This is a genomic window from Metallosphaera javensis (ex Sakai et al. 2022), assembly GCA_021654415.1.
GTDB classification, from domain to species: Archaea; Thermoproteota; Thermoprotei_A; order Sulfolobales; family Sulfolobaceae; genus Metallosphaera; species Metallosphaera javensis.
On the sequence record AP024487.1, the window covers coordinates 1,448,383 to 1,468,003 of the forward strand.

Genomic DNA, 19,621 nt, shown 5'->3' on the forward strand with positions numbered 1-19,621 from the left:
AAGGGACTCAATTCATACCTAATTCATTATAATTTAATTGAATTTCCATTTAATCCTCTCATAAAAAGAGGATAGAGGGATTTTCATGGGCATTCAATGGTTGAGGAAGGAAGTCCTTCATATCCTAGACCTAGTACCCATGTCCACTTCAAGCGTTGCCCCCGCATTTAGTATCGCAGCTGCTTACGGAAGCATGATAGCGCTAATAGGCCCTCAGGCAATAATGTCGGTGATCATTTCCTTTCCGTTTTTCCTTATCGCGTCTCTAGTGTTCAGGAAATTGAATAGAGTTGCTCCCCACTGTGGCGCCTCCTACCATTGGGGAACTAGGTTCATGGGGAAAAGATATGGTGGGTTCCAGTTCTGGATAATCACGCTCGCTTACTTTCTCTCACTGCCACCAATCATCATCCCAGCGGGTGAATATACCCTGGATTTACTCTATAGACTTGGGCTAATTAGTCATGCCGTAGTGGAAAGTGTTTTCTGGGATTCTGTGATGGGAATTATCTGGGCTATAATGGCAGCGATTCCCCTGATCCTAGGAGTCAAACCCACCGCTAGGACTACCGAGGTTTTCCTAGGTGTAGAGTTGGCAGTGACGATGAGCTTCATAGTAGTTGGGCTCGTCTCCCTTCCCTCTCACGCGATAAACAGGATTAGCCTTTCATGGTTCTTCGACTTGAGGGACTTGACATCATTACCTCTTTTCCTAGGTTTAGCTGCGAGCATGGTGATTGTGGCCACAATATTGGACGGTTGGGAAATAGATAGTTATGCAGCGGAAGAGTCCAAAAGACCGACCAGCTGGCCAGGCAGTGCAGGTATAATTGGGCTAATATCGGTCTTCATCATATATATGGTGGCAATGCCCCTCATGACCGTGGAAACACCATTAACTGCGCTATCGTCCTCTGTGGATCCGTTGGCCCGTTGGGCTTCCTATGTCATTCCCAGCTATGTGTGGGTAATGGATATTGCAGTAATTTGTTCCACTGCAAGCTCCCTCTGGCTAACTGCCTTCATTCTGAGCAGGGCCTGGTATTCAGCTTCAAGGGAGGGATTATTACCCGAGACTCTTGGAACTCTGAATAGGTTTGGAAGTCCCTGGATATCTGTGTGTGTAATGACCGCACTCGAGATCTCGGTTCAGATCCTCGAGCTCGGATTTCCCACAGTCAGTAGCCTGTTCGGAATAGTGCTAACGGGAGCAGGGGCGTTTCTACTTCTTGAGTTTGCCATGGACTCCATAACGGCATCTAAGATTGCGTGGGATGGAAGGGTAGAGTGGTACTACAAGCTTCTTGGTCCCATGACTGCTGGGGGAATGATTTTCATTGTCGCCATGGGAGTAGTAGATGCCGGTCCAGCCTTTGGTATCCCTGCTGACGTTTATGGTCTAACCATTTTAGTCTTAATAGCATTTGGAATTTACTTTTCTTATAAGGCAAATAAGGTAAATCCAGTGGTGCCTCCTTGGTTGAACGAGGTCAAGGAGGCCGAAAGGTCGAATAAAAAGTAGCTCACTACGTGAACGCATTTTATGCCATATAATGCGGTTATTTTCCATTCCTATTCTTATTAATATAGGAGTTCAAAAATATAGCAGAAAGAATTACTGACAACACTAAAAAGGCGTAAACTGGCAAATATGGAAACATAGTCTGTATTTTGGAAGGAGTTGAAGGTATTGAAACAGGCAGGGTTATAGTGTAGTTCGATGAGTTAGGACATCCCTGTGAGATGATTGCAACGGTTCCGTCAAAGAAATTGCTTACAAAGACGTATCCACTTACGGGATCGAAGGCTATATCAATTGGTGTTATTCCAACATTTATTTCTCCTATTGGCGACATGTTGTCCAGTGTTAAAACGTAATCCTGCCCATAAAGGCTATCCACAGCGGCATATACTAGTTTACTGGTACTATCGTAGGTAAGTCCATCAATTTTACTCCCATATATAGATACATTCCCTATAATATCTAGGGAGAAGTTTACCTCTAGGAGATATCCATCAGTACCTACCAGAATGTCATTCCTGTTCATTAAAAGAAGTGAGTTGGGGAAGGTATCTAACCTAAGGGATGAAACTTTCCCTTCTACAAACATGAAAATATATCCTATATTCTCGCTAAAATTGTATGAAGAAAGAAAAATTCTACCAGGAGGAGCTACAATCATGTCTGTGGGTATTCCCTGAAAGGCAAATAATGGAACCAACTTAGATCCGTTTAGAAAATATACCTCATTTCCCACTGCTACGTACACCTTCCCAGTTGGGCCCGCTATAATAACGAAGGGATAAGCGGATAGGGAAAGCTGCTTAATTATGCTAAGATTGGTGTCACTTATTTCCGTTATAGTATGAGCGGGAAGTGTACCGCTGGTCACGTAGAGTGTATTTGTTACGTTGTCATATGCCATATACTCAGCACCGCTCACATTTATGCTCTTTATCACAGATCCATTAGGGCTTAACACGAATATTGTATTTACTGCTGCTACAAAGACCTTTCCCTCGTTATCCACTACAAGACGTGTAGGTGATACTGGAGAAAAGGTATTATAGGGTCCTCCATTTTCAATCGAAGATGTCGCTAAGTTTACCGTGTATTTAAGTACTCCAACACACGAATAGCACGTAAGGCTACATGCAAGGAAAAAGAAAAGCAACGATAAAATTTCTCTATACGCGTGTATATACTCACCCCTAGAAATCTAACCAGTACTTTTCCTCTTCTCCAAATGGACTACTGGGGGCAACCTTCATGAGTTCGCCATAAAGTTTATTGAAAACAATGATGACTTGCCTCAACTGTTCCTTTGACTTCACGTTATCTAACTCGAGTCGGCCCACTAATGATTTTACCTTGGAGAGGTTATCAGTGGCATCTTTCCAGAATCCTCTGTCCGCCGAGACTTGCTCGATCACCTTTTTAATGTCAATAAAACTCGACTTCATCAGGATAGCGCCTATATCAGCACTGTCCTTGTCTGTGGGGAAGTGCATCTGAAGCTTTGTTAGAAGAAGATCTGTGAGATTCATTGAAAAGTCCTCATTCCAATTCACTGTAAATTCGTGGTTGAATCTAACTTTGTCCATGTAGTAGGCCTTAAGTACAAAACTTTCGTAAAAGAACATTCCAGCGACATCCCCCATTAACTTCTCTAAATGATAGTAGGGAGTCCAACCTTGCTCCCTTAATACTTCCTTAAACATATCCCTGTATTTTACCGGCACCAATATGTTAATATCCTGAGGGCCGGCTTTTCTGTATAACTTAAGAAGCTCAACAGCTTCTTGGAGATCCCCGACTCTATGAAATATTCCAAGAGAGCCATATATCAGAGCCTTTCCGCCTCTTGCCTTTAGCTCGGAGTAGATCTTTTCATAGAGTTTCAGGTATTCTAGGGAAATACTTTCAAATTTAATTCCCTTCTGCTGGCTTACATCAAATGGTGTGATTCCAGACATTAATTAAATTGTGTATTTCATGTATTAATACTTGTCTACGCAATTGAAATCTGTCATGATAAAGTTAACAGGGCAAATTTTGGGTCTTTAGTTTGAGGAAATCTAGGATGAGGAGAAAGTTTTTATCCAAAATTATCATTAATATTCTTGTGATCTTAGAGTTAAGTGTTACGACTAGTCATGATACTGAATCACTTAGAATAATACTTTCTGATCCAAACTTTGTATTGCCATTACTCTTCCCGTCGATCAAGGACTTAAAGGTATTAGGCGGTTCCTTTCATGGTCACGCTAATTACTTAAATATAGATCACGAAGTAAGCGGAAATATTTATATCTCCAGTAATGAGATAAATTATCCATTTACCTTATCTAGAGGAAAGAATTTAGGCACTGGGAGGCTAACTTTCTACCTCACGCCTGGAAGAATATCGCTTAAACTAGAATATGAGGGCTGGATGGAAACATTTGCAGGAGGTTTACTTGGAAGATGGGTGAGGAAATTTTCTAGAGAATTAGAAGAAAAAATTAGAATGGAAAGAATAAGGAGGAAAATATAGAACAATTTACTAACCAAAATTTAGGCTCATGTAACTACGTTTCTCGCTCCTTGGTAGCGTCAAGGGAAGGTAACATGTTTCCATCAATGATCCTAGTAAAGGTAACGTGTGTCTCCTGACAACATACAGTGAAAATATTTAACCGAATAAATTGCTTTATAATTTTGATGCAATTTAAGGACTGGAAAGAGGTAATTAGGGATGGGAATCCATTAAAGGTTATGTATTTCTGGACGGAGTGGTGTGAGGAATGTGAGAATCAGCTCAGAGAATTAAATAGAATAGAGAACTGGGAAGGATTCAGTTACGTGAGCGTTAATGCAGACGAGAGACCGGATCTGGCAACCAGATATTCACCCCAGATTTATCCTAGTTTGGCCATAGTAACAGAGGGAAATGTTGTGGGGGGTGTATATGGTTTTACTGAAGAATGGAAGGTAAGGGAAACTCTTCTTATGGCAATGGATCTGTTTCTAGGTGGAGGTAAATTGGTCACCCCCAAGAATGGAATACGTCAGCATCCAAGATTTGCCCTTTCCTCACGCAACGTGAGTTATGAAAATATAGTTAACGACATTAGGCTTAGATGTATCTCATTTTTTGACATTTATCAAGGCGGGTTTGAAAAGGAACCCAAATATTACCTGCCCAATGTCCTTAGGTTTCTCCTTAGATTTAAGGATCCATATTCTACAGAAATAGTGAAATATACGCTCGACGCCGTAATTTATAACCTTTGGGACAACGGTTTTTACGCCTTTTCAAAGACCTATGATTGGAAGAACCCCTACAAGGTTAAGTTGTTGGATCTTAATGCAGAGACTATAATGGCCTTACTTGAACTGTTTGAAAAAACCAAGGATACTTACTACCTTGATTATGCCGTAGAAACGGGCGAATGGCTGATAAGGTGCAGGAAAGGAGATTTTTATCCTGTGGCCGAAACTCAAAAGGGGGCCGTGGGAAAGCCATTGGTAAACGTCAATAGTGAGATCGGCGAAGCGATGTTTTACCTCTATCAATTCACAAGGGATGGAAAATTTAAGGATGAGGCAGAAAGATTATCGTCTTTGCTCACTCCCTCACATGTGGTGGGGGATGGAAAGCCGTTCCTGTTGGACCTAGCCTATCTAGTCAGGTTTCTCTCTTCAATGGGAAAAGGAAAAGAGGTGGTGAAGACGATACTTAATGAGTTCTTTGGAGGGGATGTATTTTATGATGTTAGTCTGCCCCACGCTCTGTCAAATGGAATAGGTAGATTCAAATTAATTACAGAAAACTCGATTTTAGGGCAGGGGTTATTGAGACTTCAAATGACAGATCAAGCTAAGCTAATAGTGGACTATTTCTCATCTAAATATTGGAATTTTGCATACTTCAATCAGGCTGACCTTGGATCATTGGTGTGGATGTTAAATGAGCGTACGTGAAGTTTACTTGATGGCTATAATTGCGGGCCAAAGTATATTTATACTAGAGGAAGCATTAATCCTATTCTCCCCGGTTACATTCATCTACTATTTTGAATATTTTTCCGTAATTAATTATTTTTTAGCATTTCTCATAGACATTATTTTAATTCTAAATTTTTTGCAATTTATAACCTCAAGACTCAAGTACGTCTTGGTTCTACTCTTCGTTCCTGTAGTGGGCCAGATAACCGAAGCAGGGTTAATATACTACATTTCGAGGAGAAGGAAGATCGTTATGTCGGGTATCTATCTAGCCCTCTTTTTAGCTGGATTTCTCTCGTCGAGTTTCCTTCAAGTTCCACAGACGCTATACGACATACCTATCCTGAAATCCTTTACTCTGAGCTTGGCTGTCTCTGATGTTCTTAATGTGCTCCCACTGATTTACGTTTTCCTCCTGTTTAGAAAATGGAGCAAAGAGGAAATTAAGAGATGAGGATAAGCCATGAAGGCATCATTTATCTTCGCAGGAGCGGTTCTACCGTTGGTCACAATTCCTTGGGAATTTCTAGCATATTCCTACTTAAGAAGCTTATATATCGGAGGCGCCTTGGTCACAATTGGGGAAATAGTGGCCCTAATCCTAGTTAAGCTCATAACCAGAAGGAAGACCAGCCTTTACATTAATTCAGGTGTGATGCTTTCTATTCCCCTCATACTTATCATGACCCTATTTCCTCCTCCTTCACCAATAGGTTTCAGATATCCTTTTCTTATGTTCCCTGCAATTACTGGGGGAATATGCGAGGAATTAATCTACAGAGACTGTATTCTAGAGAAAGGCCGATATGATAATTACATTCAGGCCATACTCTGGTCATTTAATCATGTTCTTGACGGACCAACTTTCGTCTTTTACACCTTTATAATTGGGATAATACTTGGGCTAATCGCTAGGAGATTTGGCGTACTTCCATGTGTGATAGCCCACGTTACGGCCAACACTCTAAGGATATTCTTGTGAGAGGTGGGAGATATCTTCTCAAATGTAAGGGCTGAGCACTGGGCTAACTACGTAAATGTTGGGTAATATCAATTTTTTTATTCTATATCCATTTCTTGGACTGTATAACCGGTATTATTTATCATTTGTCTTGTTTTATTTTTCATTAATTCTAGACATTCTCTGCCCCATCCACTCAGTTCAAATCCCTCTGTGTTCTCCGCCTCGCATTCAATCACGATAACTGCGTCTGGGAGAACTCCAAGTGAATTCCCCACCTTAAGAAACGTGTCTATATCCATGTAATATCCTTTAACATTAGAAAATATTTCTAACCAAGTCTCCATTGCACCTTTCGTAATCCTTGGTTTGTAGACCCTCAATTCCCTCCTCCCTCTTTTTTCCGACGCCAATAAAATAAGAGAACCGGGATTTAGAAACTCGAGCTCTGATACCCCCTTTAACGCCCCAAGACTGAGGTCAATGACCTCAATCCCCTCCCTTCTTAATTCTTCCATTGCCAAGATAGGTATCGCATGATCTCCTTGATATAAGTAACCAACAGCAGCTACCCTGGGAGGTGGTAACAATCTATTTCCCAATCCACTTGACGTCAAAGGATTTAGTTACCTCCATCATCTCTTCTGACAGGAGAAGATTAAATGCCTTAATGGACATCTCATCGGCCCCCTTTATTACACCTACCTCCATTATTATTCCCTTTTCCAGAACCCTTAGATTTAATCCCCAACTCACTGCATCATGCGCCCACATGAATCCCATGTCAACTGTGGCCTCTTTAATGGCCCTAGGTAACTCCCTATAATCTTTAGCTATAACTAAGTTCGCATCTTCCTGGCATTTCCTTTTAACATAATCACTACCCACTTTTCCTAGGATGTATAGCTCAGGATCAGGGACCATGACCTTGCCGCATTTTTCTTCACGACTAAACACTACTGCAGGTTTGACCTCAATAAAGCTCTTCTTGATTAAAAGAATATCCCATTCCTTAAGCACCTTCATCTCAGCGGACGGAAGAGACACTACAGTTGGTCTCTTATCTAAGACGAGCCTTCCAATAGATATTTTGTCGTTGAGAATTTGCCTCAACAGTATGCCAGAGGGAAAGCATTCTATGAACGCCTTCACGTAATTTCTTTTTAAAATATCAAGATATTTATCTAGAAGAAGTTGAAAATATGAATCAAATAATATAACCGTTTTAGCATCAATTTCTCCTGCTAGATCGGACACTTTATTCCATTCCGATGTAATGTCCATTAACAGATCAGTGTAGTATATTCATGGTTTCTTTATATCTTTTTCATTAATTTAGCTCTAACATTGATCTTGTTATACACATGATTATCTTAATTACCATGTAAAAGATCTATTGAGAAGTTTAATGAAAAAAGTTTATAAATATGGTATAACAGACTATACCAGATAAAGTGGTATATATGGGTCTAACCAGAAGAGATTTCCTAAAAGTATCTGGGGTAACTGCCCTAGGTACTAGTCTAGCCCTATCTGGTCTCTCATACGAGGAACTGCTTTCAAAGGCCCAAGAGGCAGATCAGCCAATTAACATAGTATGGACAGGTAATGGATGGTGCGGGGGTAACACCATTGCCTTTATAGATGCCATGAATCCCTCAGTCGAGGATGTTGTAACGGGAGTCTATTTCAACGGAAAGCCCATAACGTTAAGGCAACCCAGCATTTCGGATCTAGGAATGATAAACTTGGTCTATCATCCCATACTAATGCCCCAGGACAGCATGGCCTATGCTACCATGGAAATGGCCCTTAATGGGGAATTGGATCCGTTCGTTCTAGTAGTGGAGGGAACAATGTTTGATGAGTTCGGCGTTTATTATAAGAAACCTAGCGGTTCCTTCTGGTGTTCAGCAGGGAGAAAACCTGATGGAAGTGTCCTCCTATGTGACGAGTTCGTTTTCAACCTAATGAAAAAGGCTGCAGCTGTGGTAGCTACTGGGGCTTGTGCTACCTACGGTGGAATTCCTGCCACCACGAATGGATTGGGTCAGAGAAGTCCCACCTACGCCATGGGGATGCTGGATGATCCGTACAGGGGAATTTACGGTTTCCCATACTATGCCCATCAAGTTTACACTCAGGATTTAGCACCTGACATTATCGACCAGGACATCTATTCAGTAACTAATTCTCCAGTAAACACCTCCTGGCCAGGACCCAGCTATCACTGGCTTTCCGCTGGAGGACTTCCAATAATTTCCATAGCAGCCGATCCACCGGCAGGAGACTGGATTATGCGCACGCTGGTTTCAGCAGTTCTTTATCTTAGAGGACTGGGGCCTAATCCGGCAGATGATTTAGACGTATTTAATAGGCCTAAATTCTTCTATGGTAACGAGACCCATCAAAATTGTCCGAGGGCTGGATTCTTTGCACAGGGTATTTTCGCCTACGAGTTCGGAGACCCGCAGTGCACTTATAGCCTAGGATGTAAAGGAACAGAGGCTAATAGTCCAGCCCCTAGATTAGGATGGGTAGGTGGAGTTGGTGGCTGTACCAGAGGTGGCGTATGCATAGCGTGTACTGCACCGGGGTTCCCTGATTTGTATGAGCCGTTCTATGCTCCCCCTAACGCTCCTACCATACCTAGCACTACGTTGTTCGCTGCGGCCGCAGCTGCTGGAATAATAGTTGGTGTGGGTAGCTATGCCTTCTCGAGGAGGAAGAGGTTACCCCAAACTCAAGGAGGTAAGAGGTGAGGGTTATGGCAAGTAGTTCACCATATTACTTCACATTCGATTGGACGAAACCAGTACTCATAGAACCCATAGTAAGGATAAAGCCCGAGTTGGGAATACAGGTCACATATGATTCGTCGAGTAACAGGGTTACTGACGCTTATGCAGCTGCCGGCATGTTCAGAGGCTTCGAGATATTCATGAGAAATAAGCCAGGGCCAGATGTCATAATGCTTTCCAGTAGGGAGTGTGGAATATGTGGAGAGCATCACCAATTTATTGAAAGAATAGCTCAAGAAATGGCTCAGGGCGGAAATGCTCCTCCACCACTTGGCCTTGAAACCATTATTCTAGCTAACGATGCAGCCATGACCTATGACGCTACAGCACATCTTACAGCTCTAGGAGGACCAGACTGGAGTTCACTGTTCTTCAAGGTAGCTGGATACTTCCCAAGTCAAATTTATGAGATAGCTCAGCAGACGCCTCTGAGCAAGGTCGCACAAGAATCTCAGGCATTCCCAATGGGTGCACCAACTGAACTGGAAATGGCAGGCGTCAAACTGAGAACGGTCTCAGACCTCATGGACGCGCTGGTTCCAATAATCGGTGCCTACTTCCTTGAGGGAGCTTACTCATGGAGAATTCTTCACGAGGCCGAACTGCTCTATTATCTTAGGATACCTCATCCAATTACCATGGTACCTGGAGGAATTGGCGTACCCGCGACCGTGGAAAATCTCCAAAGGTACTTCCAACGGATGGTTGACGGAACAGCTTGGCTGATGAAACAGATGGCTGTCTATGAATATTTGACGCTATTTCTAGCGGATTATAATAACATGTTTGGAATACAGGCACTCTATGACAAATTGAATGGATCGCTGGGATTCGCTGAGGAGGGGAATAGACCTGGAAACTTCGTCTCCTATGGCCAAAGCGATGTTTCGGAAGCTCCCTCAGTTACGCCATCCAGTACATCAGTAATGCCCTATGATGGTACCTACGAGAATATGGGTGCATGGGGCAGAGCGAGGGTCGTGAAACCAGGACTAGTTATTCAACCCAATTCCAATTCTCCTCCACAGCTTGTCACCAATAGTCTCATTGACATAAACCTAGGAATAAGAGAATTCGTGGAGTCTTCCTTCTATACTCCCTGGTATGAGAACGGCTCATTTAACAGTGAAGTCCCCTCCTCGGTGAGCGGAATAGAGGAGGATCCCATAGGAAACAAGGTTAGCTATTATCATCCCTGGAGAAAATGGACAATGCCCAATCCGCAACCAAGACCAGTTCCAATGGCTTATCCTGCTCCCTATTCGTGGGCAGTTTCACCGAGGATAGTTCCGTATCAGAACCACAAGCCAATTACGAACCTCTTCTATAATGTTGAGGCAGATCCAATGGCCGTTATGTACGCTCAGGTCCTTCAGCCCCAGGCTCCTACTCCAATCTACACCTCCAGTTATCCATCAGGTTTCGAGGTCTCATATAATAGTAACGAGATGAGTGCCACGTTTTCCCTGCCCACAGTTAACAGCCCTAGGATCTCACTGCCTCCTGAGTTCCAACAGGGAAGTGAGATAGAGTTCAAGTACGTCGCGCCTTACGCTCTCTCGGGTGGAAAGATAGTTACAAATGCCATAGAAAGGATGAGAGCTAGGGCGTTTGAGGCGGGGTTGGACGGAATGGGAATGTGGATCGCGTGGATGTCCGCAATCACCTACCTGAAGAAGGGAATTACTCAAGTAAGCACCATGCCACCGTCCAGCTGGACCTACAAGTCCAACACGAACATAGATGTTGCCATAGGAGTGGGAATGAAGGAAGCTCCACGCGGTGCGCAATATCACTCTGAAGTATTTGCCACAGGAACTGGAGTGAACGTTCCAACAATTAATCCACAACAGATGCAACCGACCACGGTGAACTCTGGTCCAAGGGTGAAGAATTCCTACGATGATGGTATTCAGACAATCAAGCCAGCATCTCCAACACATGGTGCAGGTACGTTTGAGGAAGTATTAATGGGTAACCCAGATTATAATATGCCAGGCACCCCTAGGTTGACAGTTATTCCCACCGAACAATGGGACGGCTTCGAGTTTGCTCAAACTCTCAGATCCTTCGATCCATGTTTCGTATGCGGAGTTCACATGGTATTACCAAATGGAAGATCTAGGTATATAACACTTGGAGCCCCTGTAGATCTGAGCAACGCAATAAAGGCGTTCTATAGATTTGCAATGAAGGTGAAATAGATGTTGCCAGTAATTTTTGCCATAGATGCTTCCCTCGGCTCTGACTCTTTATACTGGTGGGGATTAAATGTAATTTTTCCTCTTGGGCTTCTGATATTTGTCTTCGGTGCCATATATAGAATTTCTAGATACTTTCTAGGAAGAAGGGTTCCTTCACCTGCCTTGGCTGGATTTGGGACTCAGTTTAAGGAGGGCGTTTCGGCTATTCCCACTCCCTTCGGAGCTGCAGCAAAGAGAGATCCGTTCATTATCGTTGAGACCATATTCTGGCACATATTCATGTTAGGCGTGGTTGTCATAGTGGGCATACATATCCTGGCATGGAACTACATATTTGGACAAATATTTAGCGTTTCTAATCCTCTATGGTTCCTGTTCAAGATTTCCACGCCGGAGCAATTCACTTCAGCATATCAGTTGGGACTACTGGGAAGCAATTCCTACTCGCATGGGGGAATCCTCAACCCATTGGGTGCTTGGAACTCTGCCGAGGTTTCTACGTCCACATTCGATCCATGGAGCTTCTTAGCGGTCTTAGTTAATGGAACAGTTATGGGACTTCTTGCTATGGCAGGGATTTTGGGTTACTTAATTACGAGAATAATGGATGACGTCACAGGGCACAAGAGGCTTAGTTCCTCCGGAGATTACGTGTTCCTAATCCTTCTAGCAGCAATAGTTATAACTGGCCTTGCTGCGATGTATGACTTCCAGATACCCTATCTTGGAATACCAAATCAGGCCAACTGGTATGGATTACATATTGCACTTGTCGGAGCGTTCATAGGTTATGTTCCCTTCAGTAAGGGATGGCATATGTTCGGTTACTATATTGGCAAAGGAATGAGGGGATATGGATACGGGAGGAAGAGAAGATAGAGTTTGCGGGGGATTTAAGGTGCAGGGCAAGAACGTAAAAATGGAAAGACGCATGGTTTCTAGGGCATTGGACGAGCTATCTCCATATGATGTATGGGGACTTCAGGAATGCATGAGATGTGGAATATGTAGATATGCCTGTCCTTTCTGGCTGGATTCTCAAGAGACAACGGATATACCTGCCTGGAGAACGTATGAGGTTAACAAGATCTACTCAATGTACTATACAGGGTATGGAAACGTTGCTAGACTCTTGAGACTAAGGAGAGTTAAGTCATCAGAGTTTCTAAAGTGGAGGGAATCATCATATAATTGTACAGCTTGCGGTGCATGTACTGACGTTTCTCCCCTTGAAATTCCCAACTGGTATACTGCAATACTTCTGAGGAGAATGCTTCATCTGGCAGGGATGAACCTCGAGGAAGTTGAGGAGTGGGCAAATAATACTAAGAAGATTGGAAATCCATTTGGGGTTTCTGCAGAGCAATGGGAAGAAACAGCTAAATCTGCTGGTATTACCATTAACGAAAAAGCCGATATTTTGTACGTACCAAGTGCGCTGGAGGCTAAGGATGGAGAGATCTTACAACAAGTGGCCAATACCATAAGTGCCACAGGGGAGAAGTTCACTGCGAGCTCTGAGGTAAGTGATATCGGTTATTACTCCTATCTGGCAGGAGACTTTGAAACTGCACGTCAGCACTTCAGCAAGATCTTGGAAGTTGCCAAGAAAGTGGAGGCAAAGAAAATAGTGGTTTCTGACGGAGCAGGTCTCTTTTTCCTTAGGTGGCAAGCGCCCAAAACCTTAGGACATAAAGTTGACATTCCTGTTTATCATTTAACGGAAACCATTTATGACGCTTATAAGCAGGGTAAGGTAAAGATAGAAGTTGCAGACTTTAAGGAACAAATCACTGTCCATGACTCAGAGTTCATGAGTAAACTAGGTGGGGTAGAGAAACCTCCGAGGGAACTTATGAAAGCGTCCATATTCAATTTCAGGGAACCGAAATTCCCTCCATCATCTCATAACCTATTTACTTGCGGTCATCACTTGGAATTAATCAAGGAAAAATCCGAAACTGTGAAACGGGCTAGGGCATACTCAATAAAGCAACTGGCCAGTTGGGGTGAATCTGTTGTTACATTCGATCCCAACTGCCTCCTATCCATGAGGAATGGCATAAGGGATTCCCAAGGAATTAAGAACGCGTATTATTATACCAATATTTTAGAGAAGGGGATAAAGAGATGAATCTTCTCAGACTGCTCATCAAGTATACGGGCTTAGACTCGACCATTAAAGAGGTCGTAAATGATGCGGTTGGTCCAGATCCTGAGATACTTAGGCTGTTGTCCCCCAAGAGGTTCTCCCCAATGGATGGTACCAGAGAACTCCTGAGAATTGCAGATAGTATGGGAATCAAGGTTCAAAGGAGTGAGAATGCTAGGATTGATCCGAGGAGACTTGCTGCCGCACAAGCCGCTAACGTTACACCAATAGAAGTGGAGAACGCAGAGGACATCTTATGGGAAATAGCTCAAAGGTTTAGGGTGAAGAGGAGTGGAGGTTCTTAAAAGCGCCGTAAGTGTAATCTTCGTGAGACCGTATCCCGAGGAGTTGCTTAACCCTATTATTGAAGAGTCTAGAAGGCCCAGTGTAGAGGTGATGATGGAGGAGGACGAAAGAATTCAAAAGTATGTTAAGTCAGTTATTTTTTCTAGTAATAAGGACAAATGTCAAGAATCCTTCGATTTTTTTATTAGAAAATTATCCTTAAGATCAGACCTAAAGGAAATAGTTTGGGCTTATCAAGTAGAGTGCGTACTTAAGTCCAAGGCTTTAAGGCTAAGTGTCCCCTCTGTTCTACCATTAGTTGGGAATGTGCTTCTTTCAGGGATGATACTTTCTAGCGTAAAAAACATGGACCTGAATCAAAGAAAGTTCTGCATAGTTCAGCTTGATGAACAAATCCGCGTGATAAAAAGAGACGAAAAGTATTTCAGCGTCATGGATATAGCTAGAGAGGCAGAAAAATTGGAAAAAATCCTAGAAGAACTAAGTACAGTAAGCATTAAAATAACAAGTTTATCATCGCTGAAGCTTTAAGGTGAATATTCTAATGTTATTAGTGTCAATACATAGCATCAAGGGAGGAGTTGGAAAGTCCACTATAGCCGTATCTTTAGCTAAGGTCTTAGCTTCAGAGGGTTATCATGTGTTTTTTAAGGATAAGGACGTTGTAGGATACGCATCCTATCTAGCAGGGATTCTCAGCCCTGGCTTGGTTACAAGTCTTGTGGACGATATGGCTTCGGACGTTATAAGAGATATAACCGTAGGGAAGGGTAGTATTACTATACTAAAGTACTATGGAGATGGACCAAGGTACCAGAGAGATATAGAAAAAATTCATAGTGACAAGAAATTATTGAATCAGCTGCAGAGATATATTGAGCAGCTCCTAGCCAGAAAGAGATATTCGCTCGTCATTATCGATAATCCACCAGCAATAACTCCTAATAATGAGGCCGAGGCATGTGACGCTCAAATTAGGGCATTATTCCCTCAAACTGCAACGAAATACATTATTGTGTCTGACGGTCACGCCAGAACAATAGAGGATAATATACATTATGCTAAACTTATTTCCTCACAAGGTTTTGATATTTTAGCGTTCATCATTAATATGGTGGAACCTCAGTCCAAGTTTCTCTACGAGAGCGAGATAAAAAATATTACGGCAGAACTTAAGTGCAAGATCGGCGTTATTATACCTTTTCAGGAAGAATTATTTCAATTTGATGAGGAGATTAAAGACTTCCCCATACCTCAGCAGGTGAAGGAGCTGGCTAAGAAGATGGACAGAGATGAGATGGGCATAATAGCTTAACTTGTTAACTTAGCTTAGTTATATTTAGTTCAAGTTTCTATTTCTTAATAATTAATATAGTAAAAGCAATTTCCCTTTATATTTTGAGATTCTTGCATCACAATATTATATAGTAATGAATGGCGATAGTTCTTAACTTTCCGTAAAAGTATTTATAGATTAATATGTGGACTATCTGAAAACAGAGCCTAACCAGGTTTATCTTAGTTGTTTAATTGAAATACTTTAACGTCTATCTAGCAGATGCTACACACCGGTTTCAGATAATGTAAATTCCAAATCCCTTGTTCGCATTAATTTCACCCCGTAATTCCTTAGGAAATGAGTTAGGCGACGATAACAGTAACTTTCCATCTATATTGGCACTAATAGTGGTCGGTTTAAAGACATATATAATGACTACTTTATCTTTTCTGACAATAAGCCATCCATCATCCCTATGTATTATGGTGTTCCTTTTACAGTTAAGATACTCTTTCCTAATTTTGATCAGTTGCTTATACAAGGTTAGAATCTCATCTTCAATTCTCCACGTTAGCTTAGAGGAAGAGAATGTTCCTTCGTACTGTGGATCCATTTCTTGCCCATTCTCTCTTTTTCTTCCGTCTCTTACACCCTTTATTAACTCAGGATCAGAAAAGTCCGAGAAATAGTAAAATGGGGTTGTTTCTCCGTACTCCTCTCCCATAAATATCATGGGGATATAGGGCGAAAGGAGGTATAGGGCTGCAGCCATCTTGAGGCTCTCCCTATCCAATAGGGTGGAGAGCCTCTCCCCTTTACCCCTATTGCCCACCTGATCATGGTTTTGGATATATACCACGAAACTGCATCCATCCAAATCTACAGGTCTACCGTGGGTCTTTCCCCTGAACCTTGAGTACCTTCCATCATACACGAAGACGTCCCTAAAGGCCTTTACCACGTCTTCTAGGCTCCCGTAGTCGGAGTAGTATCCCTGCCTCTCCCCTGTCAAGTAAGCATGAATTGAATGATGAAAGTCATCCACCCACTGTGCATCTATCCCGTAACCGCATCTCTCCTTGGGGTTGACTATTCGGGGGTCGTTGAGATCGCTCTCAGCAATCACAAGTTTCCCGTGCCTATGAACAACGTCCGCAATCTCCTCTAGAATATGTTTCGGAGAGTTATCAATGATTGCATGAACGGCATCCAGCCTAAAACCGTCGATGTGAAATTCAGTCATCCAATACTCCAGGTTCTCCAGCACGAACCTCCTTACCTCATCGCTTCCATAATCGTCGTAATTGAAGGTAAGTCCCCAAGGCGTTTTATACTTGGTAGAAAAGTAGGGACCAATAGCGTTCATGTAGTTACCTTCAGGACCAACGTGATTGTAAACAACGTCAAGGATAACGCCCAAGTTTCTTTTGTGCGCCTCATTAACGAGTTTCTTCAGACCGGAGGGGCCTCCGTACGAATTCTGCACAGCGTAAAGATACACCCCGTCATACCCCCAGCCTCTTTTCCCAGGGAATTGAGCAACGGGCATTATTTCCAGTGCTGTTATGCCTAGGTCGGACAGGTAATCCAGCCTGTGAGTAACTCCTTCAAACGTTCCCTCAGAAGTGAAGGTGCCCACATGTATCTCATAGATGATTAGATCCTCTTTTCTCAGTCCCTTCCATTCCTGATCCTCCCACGGAAAAAGAGGAGAGACTAGTTGCGAATATCCGTGAACACCATCGGGTTGAAACCTTGATGCGGGATCAGGTATCTCTCCCCTGTCGGTAACAAACTTGTATTTATCTCCAGGTTTAGCTTCAGCCTTAACCCTGAAGTATCCCATTTCGTCGCGGTCCATGGGTATAATTTCCTGACCAAGTTTCAGCGAAGCCCTGGAGCAATAGGGAGCCCATAGGGAGAAGTTGACTCCATCTTCCTCAATTAAGGGACCGAACATGATATATTGTATTTTAGGGAGATAATAAGTGAGTGTGAGGATCTGAGAGGGTGAGCCTAGCCCCGAAGGGCGAGGTTTTCCGAACCTTTACAGATATTAGAGCGCATAGAACTAGTGGAGAGCATCAAGTCCTCCGCTCAAGGGATCACTTTCCCATTATGCTCTTGAGGTCAGTATAGTCGTTGTAACCATCTGTCAGGAATATTCCCTTCTCCTCGCACTCCTTCTGTATATACTTGGGTCTCATGGAAAATATTACCGGTATTATTTTCTTGCCCTCAATTAGTTCCGGTCTATTCTTCCTGATGGAGTCTATCGCGTACTCAAGCTGTTCAACTGCACCGGATCTGGCGGTTACCTTTACCTCGCCTATTAGAACATAGTTATCAAATGTGGCAAACAGGTCTACCTCAACAACATAGGGAATCTCGAGATCCGTAATTTTCACATCGTAACCCAGTCCCTTCAGTTTCCATTCAAGCGCGGTTTTGGCCTCCTCCTCAAGGCTCATGGAGTATCTGGCTATGGTATTGTTAATCTCGGCCTGTATCGTCTCAAAGTTCCTCTTGAACTCTTCATCCCTCCTCTTCATCTCCTCCTCAAACTTCGCCATCCTCTTCTCGCTCTCCTCCCTCATCCTCTTCATCTCCTCCTCAAACTTCGCCATCCTCTTCTCGCTCTCCTCCCTCATCCTCTTCATCTCCTCCTCAAAAGCCACGTGTTTGGCCTCCCCCTGGGCCAACCTCTCATTTAGCATCTTTACATCATCTAGGAGAGAACTTAGCTTACTGGACAATTGTGATATCTGAGAAACCACTATGTTTTCCGCTACCTGTTCTGCCACTTTTTTAACGAATTCTGGATCATTTTTCAGTCTTTCTATGATGTCACTCATATAATTAAGTTAGGACTCGTCTAGTTATAAAGCTTTAAGTTCGGGTTTTACCACAAATTCAACAGTTAGGTCTAGGTATTCAACACGGAATATGCCAGGACGTGCCTACGACATTAGTACTCTGTGTAAGTTTTTTTACCCATAATTCTCTAAATCATGTCCTAGTCAGAGGTGGAAAATTAATCAAAACCTGGATACGTATCGTGTATTTTCCAGGTGATGAACTCCCAATATTTTCGCAAGTGGTTTAGAAACACTTAGTAAGTTTTCTAGCTTTGAGAAACCAGCGTAAGGAAATCTCGTGAAAAAGACACCATCCAATAAACATCTTCACATCGAGGCTACCAATCTCGTCGCGTCACACGGATTTTAGCGAGAGTTAGTTTAAGTGCCTTTTATGTCTTATAAAATTTTTATGAGAAATATTATAACTCTTTACTAATTAAAAATAAAGTTTAAATTTCAGCAAGATTCTTGCGTTCAGTGGATGAGGAGATGTAAATGGTCCCTATCTCGATACTGCTCAACGTGGTTCACGGCTTCTCAGCGCTAATATATTTTGGTGGAGTAATGCTGTTCGGAGCAGTTTTTGCTCCTAAGCTATCTAAGCTGTCTAGCTCCACAGTTTTTGAGCTCATGAGGGACGTATTTCCCTCAGTTCTCAGTTTCGCTGAAGCTGTGGGGTTGCTCACCATGGTGTTTGGGGCAGGGGAGTTCATACATTACATGCTTGGGTACTATAGGGCTGGGGGAACTTCCCTGGTTTATCACGTGTTGTTCTCCACGCCCTGGGGAGCAAGCGTGTTCTCTGGAGCCGTGATAGGGTTAGCTGGCTTTCTGGTGGGTGTGAAAATCGCTTCCATTTTCGAGACTCTGTTCAAGCTGTACAGGTCCACAGACCCCACAAGGATCGACGAGATAAGGCTCCTGGAGATGAAACTCAGGTTCTACTCTCTGGTGGGGATGGTTCTTCTAACCACCACTGTCCTTCTGATGGTACTCGCGGTCTCGTTTCTTCCAATACCGGACTAGGTTTACGGCTAGGAGTGAAAATGTCAGTGTTTACTTTAGCCCAATCAGGCTTTTCTAAACTCACTGAAGGATTAGGCAATCCAGCGACTTAATGCCAGTGTCAATTTTATTACCCAAGTTGCAAAAGTTTATTTACTTTCATCAATTCTATTATAGATGAAGGCCGAGTTCTGCCTGTATCTTGCTGTAGCATAGTGTCGTCATGTCGGTATATTTTAAGTTTCAAGGGATTCAATGCGAAATTACGAAGCCATAAAACTGATTTATCCAAGTTTGACGACACTACGGGCTGTAGGAACAATTATACTATTGAGATTGGTATCATTTTTCCCTCTTTCCTAACCAGCTACTGCTCAACTCGCTGTAGGACAGATCTTCAAAATCAATAACGCCAGTTACTCGGGTAACAACATTGTAGAGGTCTACTTCATCAGCTGGTATGGATGCCCAAATGATACTCATCAATATTACAGGCTAGCGACAACCTAATCAACGTGATAAAGGAAGCAGAGTAGGTTCAAGCGTCATACTACTTACTAT

20 protein-coding genes are annotated in these 19,621 nt (G+C 42.8%); 14 read left to right on the forward strand and 6 right to left on the reverse strand.

Features of this window, described 5'->3' with window-relative positions:
- The first annotated feature begins 85 nt into the window (after positions 1-85).
- Positions 86-1,522: an APC family permease gene (locus QVC96_RS08440; RefSeq protein ID WP_287688904.1), complete on the forward strand. Its 1,437-nt coding sequence runs from the start codon at positions 86-88 to the stop codon at positions 1,520-1,522.
- A gap of 37 nt (positions 1,523-1,559) precedes the next feature.
- Here the strand turns inward: QVC96_RS08440 and QVC96_RS08445 are convergent, their stop codons facing one another.
- Positions 1,560-2,531, reverse strand: coding sequence for a hypothetical protein (locus QVC96_RS08445; RefSeq protein ID WP_287688905.1), 972 nt, complete (start codon positions 2,529-2,531; stop codon positions 1,560-1,562).
- 181 nt (positions 2,532-2,712) lie between these two features.
- On the reverse strand, positions 2,713-3,477 hold the full coding sequence (locus tag QVC96_RS08450) for a hypothetical protein (RefSeq protein WP_287688906.1): 765 nt from the start codon (positions 3,475-3,477) through the stop codon (positions 2,713-2,715).
- Positions 3,478-3,626: 149 nt separating this feature from the next.
- Between QVC96_RS08450 and QVC96_RS08455 the strand changes: the two genes are divergently transcribed.
- From QVC96_RS08455 to QVC96_RS08470, 4 genes are all read left to right on the forward strand, one after another.
- Positions 3,627-4,037: a DUF3211 domain-containing protein gene (locus QVC96_RS08455; RefSeq protein ID WP_287688907.1), complete on the forward strand. Its 411-nt coding sequence runs from the start codon at positions 3,627-3,629 to the stop codon at positions 4,035-4,037.
- A gap of 167 nt (positions 4,038-4,204) precedes the next feature.
- A complete protein-coding gene (locus QVC96_RS08460) occupies positions 4,205-5,467 on the forward strand; it encodes a thioredoxin domain-containing protein (RefSeq protein ID WP_287690458.1) in 1,263 nt (420 codons plus the stop codon).
- A gap of 160 nt (positions 5,468-5,627) precedes the next feature.
- Positions 5,628-5,945, forward strand: a complete 318-nt coding sequence (locus tag QVC96_RS08465; protein WP_287688908.1) for a hypothetical protein — start codon at positions 5,628-5,630, stop codon at positions 5,943-5,945.
- A gap of 114 nt (positions 5,946-6,059) precedes the next feature.
- Positions 6,060-6,473: a CPBP family intramembrane glutamic endopeptidase gene (locus QVC96_RS08470; RefSeq protein ID WP_287688909.1), complete on the forward strand. Its 414-nt coding sequence runs from the start codon at positions 6,060-6,062 to the stop codon at positions 6,471-6,473.
- A 77-nt stretch (positions 6,474-6,550) separates the two neighbouring features.
- On the opposite strand, the gene QVC96_RS08475 is transcribed toward QVC96_RS08470, so the two are convergent.
- Both QVC96_RS08475 and QVC96_RS08480 read right to left on the reverse strand, forming a co-directional pair.
- Entirely contained in the window at positions 6,551-6,970 is a 420-nt protein-coding gene (locus QVC96_RS08475; protein ID WP_287690460.1) for a hypothetical protein, read from the reverse strand.
- A gap of 73 nt (positions 6,971-7,043) precedes the next feature.
- On the reverse strand, positions 7,044-7,709 hold the full coding sequence (locus QVC96_RS08480; RefSeq protein ID WP_287688910.1) for a hypothetical protein: 666 nt from the start codon (positions 7,707-7,709) through the stop codon (positions 7,044-7,046).
- A gap of 206 nt (positions 7,710-7,915) precedes the next feature.
- On the opposite strand from QVC96_RS08480, the gene QVC96_RS08485 reads away from it, so the two are divergent.
- From QVC96_RS08485 to QVC96_RS08515, 7 genes are read left to right on the forward strand one after another with little or no spacing between them, the layout of a single operon-like run.
- Positions 7,916-9,214 (forward strand): hydrogenase small subunit, encoded by a 1,299-nt coding sequence (locus QVC96_RS08485; protein WP_287688911.1) that lies wholly within the window; start codon positions 7,916-7,918, stop codon positions 9,212-9,214.
- A 5-nt stretch (positions 9,215-9,219) separates the two neighbouring features.
- Positions 9,220-11,457: a nickel-dependent hydrogenase large subunit gene (locus tag QVC96_RS08490; RefSeq protein WP_287688912.1), complete on the forward strand. Its 2,238-nt coding sequence runs from the start codon at positions 9,220-9,222 to the stop codon at positions 11,455-11,457.
- Positions 11,458-12,336: a hypothetical protein gene (locus tag QVC96_RS08495; RefSeq protein ID WP_287688913.1), complete on the forward strand. Its 879-nt coding sequence runs from the start codon at positions 11,458-11,460 to the stop codon at positions 12,334-12,336.
- On the forward strand, positions 12,311-13,591 hold the full coding sequence (locus QVC96_RS08500; protein ID WP_287688914.1) for a (Fe-S)-binding protein: 1,281 nt from the start codon (positions 12,311-12,313) through the stop codon (positions 13,589-13,591). The genes QVC96_RS08495 and QVC96_RS08500 overlap by 26 nt, the downstream gene beginning before the upstream one ends.
- Positions 13,588-13,914 carry a hypothetical protein gene (locus tag QVC96_RS08505; RefSeq protein ID WP_287688915.1) on the forward strand — a complete coding sequence of 109 codons (327 nt, stop codon included), beginning with the start codon at positions 13,588-13,590 and terminating at the stop codon, positions 13,912-13,914. The genes QVC96_RS08500 and QVC96_RS08505 overlap by 4 nt, the downstream gene beginning before the upstream one ends.
- Entirely contained in the window at positions 13,901-14,446 is a 546-nt protein-coding gene (locus tag QVC96_RS08510) for a hypothetical protein (protein ID WP_287688916.1), read from the forward strand. Before QVC96_RS08505 ends, QVC96_RS08510 begins: the two co-directional genes overlap by 14 nt.
- Positions 14,447-14,459: 13 nt before the next feature.
- Entirely contained in the window at positions 14,460-15,230 is a 771-nt protein-coding gene (locus tag QVC96_RS08515; RefSeq protein ID WP_287688917.1) for a P-loop NTPase, read from the forward strand.
- Positions 15,231-15,489: 259 nt separating this feature from the next.
- Here the strand turns inward: QVC96_RS08515 and treZ are convergent, their stop codons facing one another.
- A complete protein-coding gene (gene treZ / locus QVC96_RS08520) occupies positions 15,490-17,157 on the reverse strand; it encodes a malto-oligosyltrehalose trehalohydrolase (RefSeq protein ID WP_287690461.1) in 1,668 nt (555 codons plus the stop codon).
- A gap of 142 nt (positions 17,158-17,299) precedes the next feature.
- Positions 17,300-18,049: a hypothetical protein gene (locus tag QVC96_RS08525; RefSeq protein ID WP_287688918.1), complete on the reverse strand. Its 750-nt coding sequence runs from the start codon at positions 18,047-18,049 to the stop codon at positions 17,300-17,302.
- Positions 18,050-18,550: 501 nt separating this feature from the next.
- On the opposite strand from QVC96_RS08525, the gene QVC96_RS08530 reads away from it, so the two are divergent.
- Together QVC96_RS08530 and QVC96_RS13895 are read left to right on the forward strand one after the other, a co-directional pair.
- Positions 18,551-19,081 carry a hypothetical protein gene (locus QVC96_RS08530; RefSeq protein WP_287688919.1) on the forward strand — a complete coding sequence of 177 codons (531 nt, stop codon included), beginning with the start codon at positions 18,551-18,553 and terminating at the stop codon, positions 19,079-19,081.
- A 381-nt stretch (positions 19,082-19,462) separates the two neighbouring features.
- Positions 19,463-19,570, forward strand: a complete 108-nt coding sequence (locus QVC96_RS13895) for a DUF929 family protein (RefSeq protein WP_425597989.1) — start codon at positions 19,463-19,465, stop codon at positions 19,568-19,570.
- Positions 19,571-19,621 lie beyond the last annotated feature (51 nt).